14 protein-coding genes and 1 pseudogene are annotated in these 16374 nt (G+C 65.4%); 5 read left to right on the top strand and 10 right to left on the bottom strand.

Annotated features, from left to right (window positions below; all coding sequences use genetic code 11):
- Nucleotides 1-368 precede the first annotated feature (368 nt).
- The 3 genes and pseudogenes from VGF12_RS01685 to tnpA all read right to left on the bottom strand — a co-directional run.
- Nucleotides 369-899: pseudogene (locus VGF12_RS01685) on the bottom strand (IS66 family transposase zinc-finger binding domain-containing protein); the annotation flags it as partial.
- 95 nt (nt 900-994) lie between these two features.
- A complete protein-coding gene (gene tnpB / locus VGF12_RS01690; protein WP_331174312.1) occupies nt 995-1291 on the bottom strand; it encodes an IS66 family insertion sequence element accessory protein TnpB in 297 nt (98 codons plus the stop codon).
- Nucleotides 1288-1632, bottom strand: coding sequence for an IS66-like element accessory protein TnpA (tnpA, locus tag VGF12_RS01695; RefSeq protein WP_331174313.1), 345 nt, complete (start codon nt 1630-1632; stop codon nt 1288-1290). The genes tnpB and tnpA overlap by 4 nt, the downstream gene beginning before the upstream one ends.
- Nucleotides 1633-2162: 530 nt before the next feature.
- Between tnpA and VGF12_RS01700 the strand changes: the two genes are divergently transcribed.
- Both VGF12_RS01700 and VGF12_RS01705 read left to right on the top strand, forming a co-directional pair.
- Nucleotides 2163-3551, top strand: a complete 1389-nt coding sequence (locus VGF12_RS01700) for an HNH endonuclease signature motif containing protein (protein WP_331174314.1) — start codon at nt 2163-2165, stop codon at nt 3549-3551.
- Between the two features lie 12 nt (nt 3552-3563).
- Nucleotides 3564-4784, top strand: coding sequence for an ATP-binding protein (locus VGF12_RS01705; protein ID WP_331174315.1), 1221 nt, complete (start codon nt 3564-3566; stop codon nt 4782-4784).
- A gap of 11 nt (nt 4785-4795) precedes the next feature.
- Here the strand turns inward: VGF12_RS01705 and VGF12_RS01710 are convergent, their stop codons facing one another.
- From VGF12_RS01710 to VGF12_RS01725, 4 genes are all read right to left on the bottom strand, one after another.
- On the bottom strand, nt 4796-6412 hold the full coding sequence (locus VGF12_RS01710) for a TIGR04141 family sporadically distributed protein (RefSeq protein WP_331174316.1): 1617 nt from the start codon (nt 6410-6412) through the stop codon (nt 4796-4798).
- A 611-nt stretch (nt 6413-7023) separates the two neighbouring features.
- Nucleotides 7024-7437, bottom strand: a complete 414-nt coding sequence (locus tag VGF12_RS01715) for a helix-turn-helix domain-containing protein (protein WP_331174317.1) — start codon at nt 7435-7437, stop codon at nt 7024-7026.
- A 414-nt stretch (nt 7438-7851) separates the two neighbouring features.
- Nucleotides 7852-8907 (bottom strand): glycoside hydrolase family 43 protein, encoded by a 1056-nt coding sequence (locus VGF12_RS01720; protein WP_331174318.1) that lies wholly within the window; start codon nt 8905-8907, stop codon nt 7852-7854.
- On the bottom strand, nt 8904-9863 hold the full coding sequence (locus tag VGF12_RS01725) for an alpha/beta hydrolase (protein WP_331174319.1): 960 nt from the start codon (nt 9861-9863) through the stop codon (nt 8904-8906). The genes VGF12_RS01720 and VGF12_RS01725 overlap by 4 nt, the downstream gene beginning before the upstream one ends.
- Before the next feature lie 210 nt (nt 9864-10073).
- Here VGF12_RS01725 and VGF12_RS01730 point away from each other — a divergent pair, with 210 nt between their 5' ends.
- Nucleotides 10074-10709, top strand: coding sequence for a mechanosensitive ion channel family protein (locus VGF12_RS01730; RefSeq protein WP_331174320.1), 636 nt, complete (start codon nt 10074-10076; stop codon nt 10707-10709).
- A 120-nt stretch (nt 10710-10829) separates the two neighbouring features.
- Entirely contained in the window at nt 10830-12218 is a 1389-nt protein-coding gene (locus VGF12_RS01735) for a GNAT family N-acetyltransferase (protein WP_331174321.1), read from the top strand.
- Nucleotides 12219-12222: 4 nt separating this feature from the next.
- Here the strand turns inward: VGF12_RS01735 and VGF12_RS01740 are convergent, their stop codons facing one another.
- The gene (locus VGF12_RS01740) at nt 12223-12999 is read right to left on the bottom strand and encodes a ThuA domain-containing protein (RefSeq protein ID WP_331174322.1); all 777 of its coding nucleotides are present in this window, start codon (nt 12997-12999) and stop codon (nt 12223-12225) included.
- A gap of 34 nt (nt 13000-13033) precedes the next feature.
- Nucleotides 13034-13984, bottom strand: a complete 951-nt coding sequence (locus tag VGF12_RS01745; protein ID WP_331174323.1) for a DMT family transporter — start codon at nt 13982-13984, stop codon at nt 13034-13036.
- 132 nt (nt 13985-14116) lie between these two features.
- Here VGF12_RS01745 and VGF12_RS01750 point away from each other — a divergent pair, with 132 nt between their 5' ends.
- On the top strand, nt 14117-14998 hold the full coding sequence (locus tag VGF12_RS01750; RefSeq protein ID WP_331174324.1) for a LysR family transcriptional regulator: 882 nt from the start codon (nt 14117-14119) through the stop codon (nt 14996-14998).
- 6 nt (nt 14999-15004) lie between these two features.
- Here the strand turns inward: VGF12_RS01750 and VGF12_RS01755 are convergent, their stop codons facing one another.
- Nucleotides 15005-16039 carry a hypothetical protein gene (locus tag VGF12_RS01755; RefSeq protein ID WP_331174325.1) on the bottom strand — a complete coding sequence of 345 codons (1035 nt, stop codon included), beginning with the start codon at nt 16037-16039 and terminating at the stop codon, nt 15005-15007.
- Nucleotides 16040-16374: the final 335 nt, after the last annotated feature.

Raw genomic sequence — 16374 nt, forward strand, 5'->3', positions numbered from 1 at the left:
GATCTTGTCGCGGCCCAGCAGGCCGCTGCGCGCTATCTCGCGCGCCGTGTCGCCCGCGCGCAGCCGCACGAGCACTTGTCGGTACTGGAACATCTCGATCCTTCTGCGACCCACCTGCCAGCCCTCCAGGCAACGAAAGCCAGGGACGGTAGCGGTGGGGTGGTTGAAGACTCGAGACGCCTTCTCGGCCGACGGCTGGCCGGTAAACGCCGATCACGAAGTGGCCGGTATATGCCGATCCTGCACTGGCCGGTAAATGCCGATCACGTGCTGGCCGGCAGATGCCGATCCTGGTCGCCGTTGTCTACCGGCTCAGCTGGCCGGTATATGCCGATCCTCGGGTGGTCGGTTTATGCCGATCGCTGACACTTGTCGATGATGTGCGGGTCCATGGGCGCCTGCACCAGGGTCTCGCACTCGGCGCAGACCCACTTGCCGCGGATGTGGCGCTCCACCGTGAAGACGCCGGGGGTGTAGTCGAGCTTCTCGCTGACGTCCTCGCCGATGCGCTTCATGGCGCAGCCGCATTTGCAGGTGGTGCTGGCCGGCTCGTGGTGCACGTCATGACGCGGCAGGTGCGCCGGCAGCGGGGCCCGCTTGGGCTGGCGCTTCTCGCCGTCGGGCTGCTTGGGCTGGGCGTCCTCGATCTCGCGCGCCACGGCCGCCAGGTCCATGTCGAAGGTCTCGTCGAGCAGGCTCTTCTGCTCGGGCGTGTAGGCCTCGCTCTGCGCGGCGAACTTCAGTCGCTTGAGGACGGCGTTCTCGTGGGTGAGCTTGTCGACGAGGGTCTGCTTGAACAGCAGCGCCTTGTCCTTGCGCGCCAACTCGGCGCGCAGTGCGCTCACGACGTCCCGCAGTTGGTGGGCATCAAGACTGTCGATGGCGTCGTCAGCGATCACGGGGATTGATCGTGCCGACGACGGCGCTTGCGCGCCATCGGGGATGCCGCAATTGCTGGCTACAGCAGCGTGATGATCCCGGCGTCGCCGACGCGCTACCACGGCAGGCCCAGCACGAGCGCATCGAGTTGCTGTGTCGTGAGCGTCAGCGTGCCGCTGACGTCGCGGGGCCAGGCGAACTTGCCGCTGTTGAGCCGGCGAGCCGCGAGCCAAACGCCGATGCCGTCATGCACCAGCACCTTCATGCGGTTGGCGCGACGGTTGGCGAAGAGGTAGGCGTGATGCGGCTTGGCCGCGCCGAAGACGTTGACCACGCGGGCCAGCGCGGTCTCGGTGCCGGCTCGCATGTCCAGGGGCTCCACCGCCAGCCAGACGGCGTCGACACGGATCACCGCAGCAGCTCGCGAGCGAACGCGGCCAGCTCCGCCGCGGCCGCCAGGGGCCACAGCACCTTGAGGGTGACGGCGCCGCGGCGCAGTTCGAACTCAACGGCACGCTCGTCCACCCTGGCCGGCGCCATCGGCGCCACGGCCACGGGCACGAACTCCGGCCGGGCGACGGCGGGCTTGGCGTGCCCCGCGAGTTTGCGCCAGCCGTGCACGATATTGGCGTTGATGCCGTGAGACAGCGCGACCCGGGCCACCGAGGCGCCAGGAGCGTCGCACTCGGCAATGATCTGGTCCTTCAGCTCGCGGCTGTAGCGCCTGCGTTTACGACTCTTCTGTGCGTCCATGCTGTCCAGCTATTGGCATAACTGGACAGCATCGTTATCGCTGCGGGGGCCATTCTCAAGATGGGTTCACCGCGCGCTTAAGGTTATGGAATGCTCAACAATGGTTGTGTAGGACGACACGTTCGCTGAAAAGAGCGACACATCGTTGAAAGCTGCGCGACAGGGCCAGGTCGAAATGGATGACAGCGTTGCGCCTGGCTCTAGCTCAAGAAGCTCCTGAACCTTGGTGCGCGTGGCGGTTGGGAGAACCTCGTACGCGAGCTCGGCGACTATGCGGTGACCGCTCACGCCCCAGGCACGCGCCGCCGACGCTGCCAGCAGAAAGACTATGAAGAGCGATGCATGGATGACGGCGGAGTACATCTGAACGGCGTCCCTCGCCGGGTTGGGCGTCGCCCGTCAATGTTGAACGTGCCTGCAGCGTTGTTGCTTTCGCGCCAGCTGACTGCCTTCAGGTTAGCCTACGTCTACAGGAGCCGAGGTGTTGGGCTCAACAAGATCACCGTTAGCGAACAGAGCGGGGAGGCTCGATGACAATAACCACGGCTCTAACGAGGGCCCAGAAGGATCATCTGGAAGACGTGGCCTGCCGCGTGTTTTCCGGGCGCCTCGGCACCTTGGCGCACGGGTTCAGGGTCCAGAACGACACGGGTCAGCCCGTCGCCGTGTATTGGAGCGACCTGGCTGCTGGCAACGCTGTAGAGATTGCTGTTGCGCCCAACAGGCTTACGGACAAGTACGACGCCGGCACGACGCTTGGATGGCTGGAAGTTGTCCGGCGAGAAAACCCTGCTCAGTGCAAAGTGCACAAGGAAGGCTCGGGCTGGCCGATATTTGGCCTTTCCTACGAAGGTGCTATTTCCTTTCTCAAAGAAATCCAGCTTCTGGGCATGGGCTTCTTGCCCGAAGCGCGGCGGCAGCAGATCGAGGCTCTACGGAGATCGCGGGGGCCCGAAGAAGCGGCGATAGCGAAGTTGAAACAGCAGCGCGAGCTTCTCAGACCGACGCGACATCACGCCGTGATCGACCTGGTGCGAAGCGCCGGCATATCAGTCAAATGCTGGTTCGAGACAAAGGAGGGGGGCCAAGTTGCCAACCCACGGGCCAACCCTGCATACCGCTCGAACTGGGCGTTTGGTGGCAAAGGTGAACCCGCCCTTGCATCACTTTGGTACGACTCCATCGAGTCCCATGATGGCTTCCTGGAGTTGCGTGACAACTTTCGTGCCGATGCCACAGCACGGGAACGCGTCGCTGCTGACCGATCGCTGCCTGAAGAGCAAAGAAGTCGAGCCCGCATTCAAGGGCTGCGCGCGCGCGAGCTCGACGATCTGGTCCGGGGCGTCGGCGAAGGGGGAAGTCTGCGCGTCATCATCAATGAGGGAGTGATGCGCGACGAGGCTGCGGTGGGCTTAGAGACTTCTCATGTGAAGGTCAGGCGTCTGGACGATGTTGCCTGGACAGTCCAGAAGTACGACGTTATTTCCGGCAGCTGTGTGCTGCGCAGGTCGTCGGGCGAACCAACGCAGAAGCCGCCCGAGGACGTTGGGGACAAGTTCATCGATCAACATGACCTTCCAGGTTCTGACAACCCTGAGCAGCTGGAAGTCAAAACCAAAGCCTATCCACGCGACGCAGCGGTCCGACTCGAGGTACTCCTGAGGGCACAGGGCCACTGCGAACACTGCGATGCCGAAGGCTTCAGGACTTCAGACGGCCGCATGTACCTTGAGACTCACCACATCGTTCCTCTTGCCGAGCGTGGCGTCGATCGAGTTTGGAACGTGATTGGCTTGTGCCCTGGACATCATCGGGAAGCACACCATGGCGCCCGGCGCATGGAGATGCGAGATGAATTCAAGGAGCTGATGCGCCAGGCTTACGGGCCTGACGTCGAGTTCGCCGCTTCCGAAAGCTGACGGTGCATGCCGATGGATGAAGAGACTCAGCAGTACCGCCCCTGGATAGACATCGAAACCAGCGCCCAGCTTCCGGACCTGCGTCTCCGTGGGGAGGGGCAAGACCTCGAGTTCAAGTCCGAGCTGCCGGAGCAGGCCCATGCCATCGCGAAGTCGATAGCGGCATTTGCATCGTCAAACGACGGACGTGTGATCTACGGCGTACGCGACGACGGCGAGATTGTCGGAATCGACGGGGCGGCTGATCCGAAGGTGCGCGATGTCATCGAGCGTCGCATCTCGGGCGCGGCCAGGGAAGTACGACCCCCGGTGCATCCGTCCGTGACCTGGGCTGAACACGCGGGTCGAGTGGTGTGTGTGGTTGCTGTGGAGAAGGGCTTCGAAGCGCTCTACTACTCCAACCAGCGCGCGATCATCCGTCGCGGCGGCGCCTCGAGGCCAGCGGAGCCAGGAGAGGTTGAAGACGTTTTCCGCCGCCGATACGTGAGCACATCAGGCACCGCACCATTGCCCTCCACTAAAGAGATTTGCGGTCGCCTGCACCGATTCCTGGAGCTGTTGAATCAAGACAGGCATGAACCGCTGACAGTCGTGGACTTGGCCCGCGCAATGGATCTATCCAGTCCCGCCGAGCTGGATGCGGTGTTCGAGGGCCGGCAGGCGCCCACATTCGCAGTGCTCGACCAGCTGTGCGCCCGTTTTGCCCTCGATAAGGAGTGGTTGTCGACAGGTCGCAATCAGCCCTTTGCCTCACCGGCTGATCATCGAGCGCGCGTGGCCGAGCTTGACCGCTTGCTTGAACGACAGACGCCGGAGTACGTCTATCTCGTTCGAAGCAAGTCAGACGTGGGTGAGGCGTTTCTCATCGCTCAGGCCGATCCCTTGAAATTCTGGCGAATGTCCGAATGCTGGCATGTCAGCGACCGAGTCGGTGGAGGTGGAGCTGCCGATCTGCTAGCCCTGTACAAGCAGTTCAAGACTTGGATCAGGGAGTCCCAAAGTTGGATGATGCTCGGCCGGTCCGTGGAACCAAGCGTTGCGCAGGCCATCGTCAATGGAGAGATCCATCCCGGCATCGTCGAAAACATGCCGCTGAGCCACTGGTGGGACGACTTGACCGACCTTGAGCACAAGTGGACGACGCGGGAGCAGTCCCGGATGGCGTATGGCAAGAGCTTCATCGCAGCACAAGATATTTTGAGGCGCATGCTCGAGGAGCCCGCCAGGCGGTGAGCATGGGCGCGCTAGGGTGTCGGACGGAGTTTTGTCGGAGCGCCAGCAATCGAAACTCGAAAACCGCGCTGGGTCAGGTTTTCAAACGTTTTCGACAGATTGACTTTGCTGAAGAATGGCAGATTATTTTTGAGTGTTCCGCTTCCCTCGCCGAGTATCAGGAACACGATTTCGTAATCGGCACTTTTGAGGGTATCTAGCGGAACAAGATCTCGGGCGGCCGGGTTCACGCCGCGCAGTACTGTTCGGGCCTTTTTTCGAAACGCCTTATCACCGAGAAGAATTTCAGCCGCCACGCCACCCTGTGCGAAGAGATGGCTCAGGCCAGCCGATCCGCCCTTGCGATGCTTCACGTGGACGAGCTGTTTGATGGGTGTCAGAAGATCGCAGAGCTCGATAGGGGACGTAGACCTATCAGTTTTTACGAGCTTTTTGTCCATCAGGAAGTACCCATGATCGGTGGCTGCTCGGGCGTTGTAATCCCCTTCGGACTCGATCTTAAAAGTGCCCGACTCGTCCCAAATCTCAACCTCAGGAAAAGTTGCGGTAGATATTTGAATCAAGTCAAGCGTTTCATTTATTCTGCCAATGAAGGTGGAATCTACTTCGTACCATTTCCCATCAAATACTATTTTTGTCTTATCTCCGGCAGAAATCTCGAGATAGATGCACCTGTAGACCGAGTGCTCGGTAATTTCCCCGTCGACGTCATGCACAAAAAGCCGGTCGCGCTTCAAAGCGTCAATGGTTAATTGCGTTAAATCAGAAATTGTATTGACGTAGTCCGCTAATTGAATAGTCGGCCTCACCTTGTCTTTATGCCGCGTAAAGCTGAAGCCCAAAATTTGGTCCCAAGAGCCAATCTCTGGGAGAGTAATCATTATTCCAGAATTGCCCGCGATAAACGCTTGAACCAATTGCGCATTAAGCGCATCAATCGATACATCGTCTTTAATTTTGCGAACGTTATCGACCCAGCTGAACGACGCCTTGTAATCATTGTTGGTGTAGTAACTCTTTATGCGCTGCGCAAGAGTCGGCAAGTCTGCGGCCTCCATTTCTACTCCGAATGAGAACATTGCATCACCACCGGAGATCTGCTTGAGACCGATTGCCGGCTTCGGAACGCCTGTCACCGCGCGAAGGACATCACGCAGAATGTCGATGCCGAAAACCCCTACTTCGGAATCGCGTGCAGCCTGCGATTTCTTTTGAACAGGTTGATCTTCAAGCGTGTGCAAGTCCACGCTGCGAAGCGACTTGTCGTCCAGCGTGTTTAGTGCAGTACGAAGGCCGAAATCCTGTACAAAAAATGATTGCTCGAGTAGATAACGACCATACCCGAAGGCAAAGGCGAAGACACTGCCATCTGCTCGAAGCAGAAGAACCGCTGAACTCGATCGACTTACGAGTCCCGGTATAGCTATCCCGGTAGCCTCATCAAGAATTTCTCCCCAAGCGGGCCGCTTGTCAGTACTGCGCTTTACATAAAGAGTTCCGTCGATGCCTAAGGTCAACGCCAAAGGGTATGCATCAACTGGTGTATTCGCAAGCAGGTCGGTGAAACCCTGGCTGGGTTGCATCGGCTTCGCCATAAACAGGTTAAGGCGACGGTAGATTTTTGGCATTGCTCCTCCGACTCATGTGTTGCGTGAATGGCATTTCGCCAAAATCGCTAGCGGGTTGAGGCCGACTTGGCCACAACAACATGTAACGGAAAATATTGCCGTATCCCGACACGGTGAAACTAGTGGGATACCCTAATCCGCTGGTGAGCGAGTGTTGAGCTTCGCCGAGACGTCATCTGAGGGAATTGACTCATGGGCCGCATTGGTCCGCGAACATTGCGAACTTAGTTTCGCGGCAACGACTTGCCGCTGCGAAGTGATGTGCGAACTAATTCGAGGCAGCGGGCGGAAATAGTCCAGCTGCTGCGACAACGCTTCAGTTTTCACATGAAATGTCGCCCCACAGGTTGTAGAGCGGTAGGGCGCCGAGTTACTTGCGACTCGCGCCACAGTTTTGCGACGGCTAAACGCTGGTTGATGCGACTGGCTTCGATGCTGCAGTTGACATGGTTCGCAAAGCTCGAGGTCGATCAATATGCGCCCTTCGGACACCGCGCGCAAAGCCGTCAGAGGCCTTCGCCCAGTCTGGTTCATAGGCGAACTCCCAGAGGTCGTCGCCTTCGCTAATCCGGCCGATCAGCCGTGCGTTGATCCAGACGTTCAGCTCGCGCCTAGTCATCTTTTGACTCGTGTTGGATTTCACCGCTGGTCTGGGCTTCGGGCGCCGCGTTTGTCGGCGTATTGCTTGGGTCCTCGACCCGGCCATCGCGGTTGGTGCTCACGGTCTTCGCAAATATCGGAGGCCAACGGTCCTTGCCTGTCGTGATGCCCCCTTTGGCGCGAAGTCGCTCCAGCTCCTTCATCGCCTCGCCGGGAATGTCGGCCTGCAGTTCGATACCGAGTTCAGCAAGCAGCAGAAGCACGCGGCCAAATTCGACCGTGGGTTTGCCGTGTTCTACGTCCGAGGCAAACTGTTTGCTGACGCCTGTCATGGCTGCCGCGTCGTCGATGCGAATGCCCGAGGCCTTTCGAACTGACCGGATGATCTCTCCGAGCTCTGAAGAGGACTTGATTTGGACTCGCATGTCAGTTCCTATGGACGTAGGAATTGTAGATCTGAAAGTTCCTTTCGTCGAATTCCTATGTAAGTAGGAATTGAGACAAAAGTGAGAGGCTGAAAGCTGGAATATTCCTGAGTACGGAGGAAATGGAACGCCTCGGAAAGCGACGTGGAAAGAAATTCCTAGGAACGCAGGAATACGTTTTCCATGACCAGCGCTGGCTCGGCGAGGGATCGTCGTGTCCATCGGAGGTGCAAGGCAGCGTTCAACTGCCGGACCGATCACTCGCGCCGTCGTCGCCCCTCCATCGCGTCCGTTCCCACGCGACATGCGCGTGGAGCAGCGCTCGTTGAGCGCTTTCGCCTGCCACCAAGGGCACCGATCGGATCCTTGGCCCCTGTAAGACTGAAGATGAAACAGTCGCTTGCGCTGCGTGAATCAGTCTGGGGTGCTCTGGCGTCCTCGGCCTTCTTGGCGCGCTGCCAGAGGGTGCGCATCCAGATCGAGATCGACGCGCTGCCTGAGCAACTCGAACCCGTCCGCGTGCTCTCGCACGTCATACAGCTTCCCCCGCGCGTTCTTGAACGGTCGATGCACCACCAGCATCCGCGTGTCGTCCAGCGTGCGGAACAGCATCCCGTGGCCCGACCCCTTGCCCAGCCAGACGGGCAGGTGTTCCCACGGCCCGAACAGGTCGCCGGACCGGGAGCGCGACAGCGTCTGGAAGTAGCCGTCGTCCCCCCAGCTCGACCACAGCATGTGCAGGCTGCCGTCGGCCGTGCGATAGAGCTGGGGGCCGTCGGTGACGATGATGCCCTGGCCTTGCTGCGGCCGGGCTGCAGGTGAGGCGTCGCCGCGGAACAGCTCGCGATGTGGACCGATGGCGCGCAACTCGTCGTCAAGCGGAACGGCAGCGAAGGCGCCGACGCGAAGCTGCAGCCATTCGTGGGCGAACACCATCCAGGGTTTGCCGGCGGGGTCGACGTAGAGCGTGCCGTCCAACGCCATCAGCTCCTTGGACACGACCGGATCGCCGTCACGCAGCAACGCGAACGGCCCGCCCAGCTGGGTGGCCACGGCGAGCACCGTACTGCGGCGGTAGGTGCGCTGGCCGGGCACGGGACTGGGCTCGGCCAGCGGCAGGCTTTCGTTGTGGACGGTCACGAAGAGGTACCACCGGTCGCGCCAGTGGTGCACCTCGGGCGCCCAGCAGCCATCGTTGGCCCAGGTGCCGCTCGGCAGCCGGAACACCAGCTCCGGTTTCGTCCAGTGCTTGAGGTCGCGGCTGCGGTAGGCCATCACGCCGAGGGCCTGTTTGCCGCTGACCGCAGGATTGTTCTTCGTGAACAGCCAGTACGTCTTGCTGGCCGTGTCCGTCACGATGAAAGGGTCGTGCAGGTCCATCTCGGGCAGCGTCATCGAACCCACAGGCTGCGCCCAGGCGGGCAAGGCGCCGGCAAGTGCGGCGGCTGTCAACAGGTCGCGCCGATTCATCGCACGCTCTCCTGGGTCAGCAGGCCCCGCTGGCGCAGCCAGTCTTCCGCGCGCCGGGGCCACGCGGACGCGTTGCCCAGTCCGTCGCGCATGGCGATGCCGTGGCCGCCCTGCTCGAAGACGTAGAGCTCGGCCGGTACGCCGGCGCGCGTGAGCGCGTCGAAGTAGAGCAGGCTATTCTGCACCGGCACGGTCTTGTCGCCTTGCGTGTGCAGCAGCAGCGTGGGTGGCGTGGCGGCCGTGACCTGCTGCTCCACGGACATCTGCGTCAGCAGCGCCGGGCTGGGCGTATTGCCCAGCAGTGCACGGCGCGAGCCGGCATGGGCGGCGGGAGCGGTCATCGCAATGACGGGGTAGACGAGGACGGCGAAGTCGGGCCGGGCGCTGGTGTCGTCCAGCGCTGCGCCGGTGCGGCCATCCGCGTGGTCGAACAGCGTGCTGGCGCTGGCCGCAAGGTGGCCGCCGGCGGAGCTGCCCATGACGCCGATGCGCTTCGGGTCGACGCCGAACTCGACCGCGCGCGAGCGCACGAGGCGGACGGCGCGCAACACGTCCTGCAGCGGCGCGGGGTGGCCCCATTCCTGCAGGCGGCTCTTCAAGATGAAGGTGGTGATGCCCAATGTGCTCAGCCAGGCGGCGTACTGGGTGCCCTCGCGGTTGGCCGACAGGACGCGGTAGCCGCCACCCGGGCACAGGATGACCGCTGTGCCGTTGGGGCGGTCAACGGCGGGTGGCACGACGGTCAGCGTCGGCACCGAAACGTTGCTGATGCTGCCGCTCGCCTCCACGCGCTCGGGACCGAGGTCGCCGCGTGCGGCCGGCGCATCGGCGCGCCGGGCAGCGGGCACGCCTTCGGGCCAGAGGGGCAGTACGAGGGGCGCCGCCGCGCCCGGGGCGAGCGCGGGCAGCATGCCGGCCAGCGGCAACAGGGTCAACAAGCGGCGCGTCGGGTTCATGACGGCGCAGTGTGCCGGCACGATGGCGTGGCCGCCGCATGCGCCGCCAACCGCTCAGCAGGTTGATCCGCACGCCCGCCCGGTCACGTGCGGTATGGTGCTTCTGACGCCGAGCCACGGGCCGGCAAGATCGCGTTCCCCGCGCGCTGTGAGTTCCCCACTGGGTCAGGCTCCGTCTCCGGCGGACCGAGCCAGCCCCCATCGACTTTCATGAAAAAGCTCATTCAATCCCTGCGCGACCGCATGCCGGCCTGGGCCGACTGGCTCGATGCCCTCCTGCCCGTGATCGAGGTCGCGCTCATCGGCCTGGCCGCATGGCTCGTGATGCGGGTGGTTCGCCTGCTGATTCGCCGTGCCACACGCATCTATGGACTGCCACTCAACGTGGCCGCGCTGTTCCTGCGCCTGGTGGCCGTGCTCGTGTACGGCGGCGCGCTGCTGTGGGCGCTGGAACGGCTGGGCGTCTCGGGCGCCGTCCTCTGGACGGCATTCACCGGGTTCGCGACGGTGGGGGCGGTTGCGTTCTTCGCTGCATGGAGCGTGCTGTCCAACCTGTTCTGCACGCTGCTGATCTACGTCACCCGCGCCTTCCGCGTCGGTGACGTGGTGGAGCTGCTCGAAGCCGGCGACAAGCCAGGGATGAAGGGCCGTGTGATGGACATCAATCTGGTCTACACCACGCTGCTCGAAAGCGGCGATGCGCACAGTGGAACCAGCCTGCAGCTGCCCAACAGCCTGTTCTTCCAACGTGTGCTGCGCCGCTGGCATGGCGATGCGGACACGTCGGCCGTGCAGGCCGGCGCCACCCCCCAGGGCGAGGCCGAGCGGACGCTGCCGTCGCGCTGACCGGCGTGGCGGTCGGGCTCGCGCATGACTTTGCGCCGCGCGGCGCCGACTGCAGAGAATGGCCCTGGCCGCTCGCAGAGGCGGGCGGCTCCCTCGGACTCCTGCTCCTGCCATCTCCCCATGCCCGAACTGCGCCTCGTCCCCACCGACCAGATCGCCCCCGAGGTGCTGCATGCCGCTTTCGGCCGCGCCTTCGCCGACTACGTCGCTGGCCCCTTTCAGCTGCCGCTGGCGCAGTGGCCCGGCTTTCTGCTGCGCCAGGGCGTCGATCTGGCGCTGGGGCGGGCTGTGCTCGACGCGCACGGCGCGGTGCGGGCCTTCGCGCTGGTCGCGCCGCGGCCGACCCTGGAGCGATGGCGCCTTGCCACGATGGGGGCGGTGCCCGACGCGCGCGGCAGCGGTGCCGCGGTGCGGCTGCTGCAGGACTTCGTGCAACGCGGCCGCGAGGCGGGCCTGGCGGCCGTGGAGCTGGAAGTGTTTGCTCAGAATGAGCGAGCCCTGCGGCTGTACCGCCGCCACGGCTTTGTCGAGCACCATGCACTGCAGGGTTGGCAGCGGGTGGCCGAGGTCGCCGATGCGCGCCAGGCGCTGGCCGTGCCCCCCGGGAGCATCGGGAGCGCTGCAAGCACCGTGAGCACTGACGCCGCGCTGGCCTGGTTGCGTGAAGCCGAGACGCGCGTCGCGGACCTGCCGCTGCAGGTCGGCGCCGGGGTCGTCGCTGCGCTGCCATCCGGCTGGACCGCCTGGCGCCAGGGCAGTGCGCAGCTGGTGTTCAGTGGCGATGCCGCGGCCGGTCTCGTCGTGCGCTCCCTGATCGATCTGGATCCGGCCCAGCATGACGCCGAGGGCTTGCTGCGCGCGCTGCTGGCGGTTCATCCGGGGGCGCGCATCAGCGTGCCCGCGCTGCAGCGGCCCGACCTGGGCGGCGCCGCGCTGCGCCGTTGCGGCTTCGCGCCCGAGGCGCTGCACCAGTTCATCATGCGTTGCGCCCTGGCCGGGCCGCTGATCCGCGACGAGGCGCCGGGCGACCGGCCCGCAGTCGCGGCCTTGATCGCCGCGGCCTTCCGCGACCACCCGTTCAGCCGGCAGGATGAGGCGCAGATCCTGCAGCGGCTGGACGAGCGCGGCGCTTTGAGGCTGTCGCTGGTGGCGTGCGATCCCGAAAGCGGCGAACTCGTCGGCCACGTGGCGTTCTCGCCCGTGCGCATCGCCGGGCAGGACCCAGGCTGGCTGGGCCTGGGCCCGTTGGCCGTGCGTCCCGACCGCCAGCGCCAGGGTGTGGGGCGTGCGTTGGTGGCGGCCGGCCTGGCACGCCTGCGTGCGGCGGAAGTCGCCGGCTGTGTGCTGTTGGGCGATCCGGACTACTACGCGCATTTCGGCTTCCGTGCCGAGCCCGGGCTGGTGCTGCCCGGTGTGCCGGCCTCGCACTTCCAGGCTCTGCGGCTGGACGCGGCGCAGCCACTGCCCGCGGGCGTGGTGGGTTACGACGAGGCCTTCGGCGGCGACTGAACGGTCAAGGCCCGGGCAGCTGCCCGCGACCGGTGGCGGCCCACCACACACCGCCCCACAGGTGGTCCAGGTAGCGCTCGTCCCGATACGCCTCGCCGTTGTGCCCCAGTGCGGTGACGAACACGCGGCCCTTCTCGTAGGCTTGCCACCAGCTCACCGGGTGGTCGGCGCCCATGCCCTTGGCGATCTGGCCGGGCCAGATCCGGGTGGGGTCGTAGCTGCGCTCGTCCACGGCCAGCACGGGGTTGATCTTGACGCCGTGCGGGTTGCTGAACTCGTACCACTCGTCCGACCAGATCCATTGCTCCGGCAGGCCGAAGGCGGCAGGGTGGCTGGCGTCCGCCTTGGTGACCGTGGCCGTCTGGAGCATCGGATGGATGACGAAGGAGCGGCCCACGAGCCTCTCGTACCAGGGCCACAAGCCCGGCTTGCTGATGATGGCGCGGTGCACGACGACGGTGTTGCCACCGGCCTTCATGTAGCGCTCCAACCCCGCGCGCTGGGTCTCGTTGAACTCCTCGCCCGAGCTGTTCAGCAGCACCACGGCGGCGTACTTGCCGAGGTCGCCCTCGAAGGCCCAGGGCTGCGCCACCCAGGTCAGATCGAATGAATGCAGCCTGGCGAGCTTCTCGAAGCTCTCGCGCGCCACCGGGATGTACTCGTAGTGGTACTTGGTGGGCATGGCCAGCACCAACAGCTGGAACTGGCCGTCGCCGGCCTGAGCAGGAGGGGCGGTCGCGACGGCGGCGGCCGCGGCGAGGGTCTGCAGCGTCTTCTTCATCGTGGGCGGATTCTTGCAGCCGCCGCCATCCAGGTCAGCGGGTGCAGGGCGTGGCGCCGAGGCGGGCGGCCCGCGGCGCCGGCGCGGCCCTGGGCGTCCACACCGTCAGCGCCAGCCCCAGGCCGACCAGTGCGGCGCCAGCGATCTCGTTGGCCTGCGGCGCCTCGCCCATCACCGCATGCAGGGCAATGACCGACACAGGCACCATGTTCAGGAACAGCGTGCCCATGGGCGCGCCCAGCCGGCGCACGCCGGCGTTGAACGCCAGCGCCGCGGCCACGGTAGGCATGACGGCGATGTAGCCCAGCTGGGGCGCCAGCGCCGTCAGCAGCGCGGGCGAGGGGGCGTCGATCAGGCCTGCCAGCGTCGCCACCACGGTGCCCAGGGCGAGCCAGGGCAGCGCGGCGACGGCGGTCAGCGCGGTGTACTCCAGCGGGCTGTGGTCGGGGAGCTTCGCGGCATTGCGGGTGTAGAGCACCCAGCCCAGCGTGCCCGCCAACGTGAGGGCGTCGCCCAGCAGCATGAGGCCGTTGATCTCGCCACTGTGGCCCAGCAGGTTGGCCACGGTGGCCACGCCGGCCAGCGCGAGCGCGGCTCCGGCCACGGCACGCAGCGGCGGGCGTTGGCCGTCCAGCGCCCAGCGCAGGGCCAGCGTCGTGAAGGGCATGGTGGCCATGATGACCGAACCGTGCGAGGGTTGCGACAGCTTCAGCCCGTGGAAGACGAGGATGCTGAACAGGCCATAGCCGCCCAGGCCGACCAGGCTGTGGCGCAGCGCGTGGCGGCGCAGCTTGGCCCAGGGTTGGTTGCCTGCCAGCTGTGCGAGCACGGCGAGCAGCGCCGTGGCCAGCAGGTAGCGCACCAGCGTGAACCAGGCCGGGTCCAGCTGGGCGGTGATGGGCTTGCCGATGACGAAGAGGCTGCCCCACGCAGTGGTGGCGAACAGCAGGGCGGCGATGGCGCCGGTGCGGGTGTTGGCGGTCATGGAGAGGCTCCAGACGGGTTCGGAAGGCATCACTTTGGGCGTCACCCGCGTTTGCATCCATTCGTTTCGGCAGAGCGCCCCGTTCGGAAAATCCGCACCCCCGCCGGCGCCGGCCTGCGCAGAATGCGGGCCATGGAGATCTACCAGCTCAAGACCTTCGTCGCCGTGGCCACCGAGGGCAACCTGACGCGGGCCGCCGAGCGTGTGTTCACGAGCCCGCCGGCTGTCAGTGCCCAGCTGAAGGCGCTGGAGGACGAGTTCGGCGTGAAGCTGTTCGAGCGCAGTGCCCGCGGCATGGCGCTGACCCCAGCGGGAGAGCGCCTGTTGGCCGAGGCGCACCGCACGTTGAAGGCCGCCCAGGCCATGCAGGCCGCGGCCGCGCAGATCCGTGGCGAAGCACGCGGCCAGGTGCGCATGGGTACGGTCAGCGACGCGGTGGCCCTGCGCCTGGGCGAGGTGTTCGTGCACCTCGCCGAGCACCATCCGGGCGTGCAGCTGCAGTTGCAGCAGCTGGTGTCGCTGCGCGCCATTGCCGCTGTGCGCAGGGGCGAGCTGGACTGCGCCTGTGTGCTGCACGAGCATGCGGAGATCGAAGGCCTGGAGCTGCGTCGACTGCAGGCCTGCGAGATCGTGCCCGTGGTGCCACAGCGTCTGCTGATCAGCGGCGGGCTGCCGCCCGACCTAGCCGGCCTCGCCGCCCTGCCCTGGGTCACGACGCCGCCGGATTGCGGCCTGCGCATCCACCAGGAGCGGCTCTTCACGCAGGCCGGTGCCGCACTGGAAGTGGGCCTGCAGGCGGACACCGAAGTGGCCGTGCGCGGCATGGTGGCCGCCGGCATGGGCGCCGGCATGGTCCGGCGCGACCAGGCGGTGCTCATGGAGGCGGCTGGTCAGGCCCGCATCTGGGCGGGCTGGGCCGCACCGACGTGGTTTTGCTGGATCAGCAGTCCGGCCGCTCTGGCCACCCCGGCCGTGGCTGCGGTGCGGGATGCGGTGGCCCAGACCTGGGTTTGAGCCGGGTCAGACCGGGCGTTTGGCGGCTGCTTCGCGCAACTGGGCCACGGCGGCTTCGAGTTGCTGGGCGGCCTGCTTGAGGGCGTCCAGTGCCGTGTTGGCCCGCGCCAGGGCCTTCTGCGCGGCGTCGCGGGCCGCGGTCTCGCCCCCCGCTGGTGCCGCGCCAATGGCGCCGAGGCGGGTCTGGGCCTCGGTCAGGGCGGTGGCCAGCTCTTCGCGCAGCGGGTCCAGTCGGCTGGACTGGGCTTGTGCCTCGTCAATCTTGGCCGCGTCGATGTCGCTGGGCGCCTCGCGCAGGCGGCCGAGGGTGTCGCGGTCGCTCTTGATGTGGGCCTCCAGCGCGTCACGCTCCGTCGTCAGCGCGGCCTGCTGGCGCTGCAGGGCGGTTGGGTCGGTGGGCGTGCCCGCGTTGTCGCTGCGTGCGCGCAGGCCATCGCCGGCGCTCTTGCTGCCGAAGTAAAAGCCGACGACCGTGGTCAGCAAGGTGATGATGGCCGTCAGCAACTGCTTCTGGGCGTCCACGGCCTCGGCAGGCCGGCCGGGCTTCAGCAGATACAGGTGGAGCTTGGCGTTGGCGCCTGGGTCAGTGCCCGCGGCGGCGCGGCCTGGCGACACCACGACGGGCAGCACCGATTGCGACTGCCGGTAGCGTTCGACTTCGTCCGCCAGCTTGGCCGCAGCCACCTCGATCTGCTCGAAGGGTTTTTCACCGAGGCGCGACTCACCGGCCTGGCTGTCGGTGCTGCCAAAGAACTTGAGGCCAAACACCGCGAACAGCACCATCACGCCGACGGCCAGCAACGTGCGGACCGAGCCCGAGGGCAGGCCGAAGGCCTCGTTGGCATCGTTGAGGTTGAGGCCCCCGAAGACGATGGCCGTCAATGTCAGCGCCGTCGCCGTCAGCACCAGCAGGCCGACGAACCAGAGGGCGGAGTCGCCCGTGCGCGCCGGAAACAGCAGCGTGAATCCAACGACGCCGCAGACCGCCACCAGGCCCACCACGCCCCATCTGACTCGCCGTGAAACCTTGTCCTCGTCCATGGCAACCTCGCGCCGGCTTCCGAAACCGGCACGCTAACCACGGCGGACCGCCGCGGCATCCCCAGTGTTGCTGAGGCCCCGATCGCAGGCCGGCAGTCCGGGAGTCCGGCGGCCTGCTGGAGACGGAGCGTCGCCGAGTCCGGGTTCAAGGCCTTGGCGGCATCGGGCCTTGCGCGCGCGGGGCTGGCTGGCGCCTAGCGATTCGGCCGAGGCGTCATCGTGTCGATGCCGGCTCCGGGATCTTCCTCGCCGGCTACGGAGTCATCGAAAGCGCCGTCCTTCACGTCGCGCGCGGGGTGCTGCTTGGCGGTCGGCCGTTCGGCATCGCCGGACCG

The sequence above is a fragment of the Roseateles sp. genome, from assembly GCF_036404855.1.
In the GTDB taxonomy this organism is placed as follows: Bacteria; Pseudomonadota; Gammaproteobacteria; order Burkholderiales; family Burkholderiaceae_C; genus Pelomonas.

Excerpts from the sequence above, each read along its gene's own strand:
- tnpA (WP_331174313.1), bottom strand. The coding sequence starts at position 1,632 with ATGGACGCACAGAAGAGTCGTAAACGCAGGCGCTACAGCCGCGAGCTG.
- VGF12_RS01730 (WP_331174320.1), top strand. The coding sequence starts at position 10,074 with ATGAAAAAGCTCATTCAATCCCTGCGCGACCGCATGCCGGCCTGGGCC.
- VGF12_RS01705 (WP_331174315.1), top strand. The coding sequence starts at position 3,564 with ATGGATGAAGAGACTCAGCAGTACCGCCCCTGGATAGACATCGAAACC.
- VGF12_RS01700 (WP_331174314.1), top strand. The coding sequence starts at position 2,163 with ATGACAATAACCACGGCTCTAACGAGGGCCCAGAAGGATCATCTGGAA.
- VGF12_RS01740 (WP_331174322.1), bottom strand. The coding sequence starts at position 12,999 with ATGAAGAAGACGCTGCAGACCCTCGCCGCGGCCGCCGCCGTCGCGACC.
- VGF12_RS01745 (WP_331174323.1), bottom strand. The coding sequence starts at position 13,984 with ATGACCGCCAACACCCGCACCGGCGCCATCGCCGCCCTGCTGTTCGCC.
- VGF12_RS01750 (WP_331174324.1), top strand. The coding sequence starts at position 14,117 with ATGGAGATCTACCAGCTCAAGACCTTCGTCGCCGTGGCCACCGAGGGC.
- VGF12_RS01710 (WP_331174316.1), bottom strand. The coding sequence starts at position 6,412 with ATGCCAAAAATCTACCGTCGCCTTAACCTGTTTATGGCGAAGCCGATG.
- VGF12_RS01735 (WP_331174321.1), top strand. The coding sequence starts at position 10,830 with ATGCCCGAACTGCGCCTCGTCCCCACCGACCAGATCGCCCCCGAGGTG.
- VGF12_RS01715 (WP_331174317.1), bottom strand. The coding sequence starts at position 7,437 with ATGCGAGTCCAAATCAAGTCCTCTTCAGAGCTCGGAGAGATCATCCGG.
- VGF12_RS01720 (WP_331174318.1), bottom strand. The coding sequence starts at position 8,907 with ATGAATCGGCGCGACCTGTTGACAGCCGCCGCACTTGCCGGCGCCTTG.
- VGF12_RS01725 (WP_331174319.1), bottom strand. The coding sequence starts at position 9,863 with ATGAACCCGACGCGCCGCTTGTTGACCCTGTTGCCGCTGGCCGGCATG.
- VGF12_RS01755 (WP_331174325.1), bottom strand. The coding sequence starts at position 16,039 with ATGGACGAGGACAAGGTTTCACGGCGAGTCAGATGGGGCGTGGTGGGC.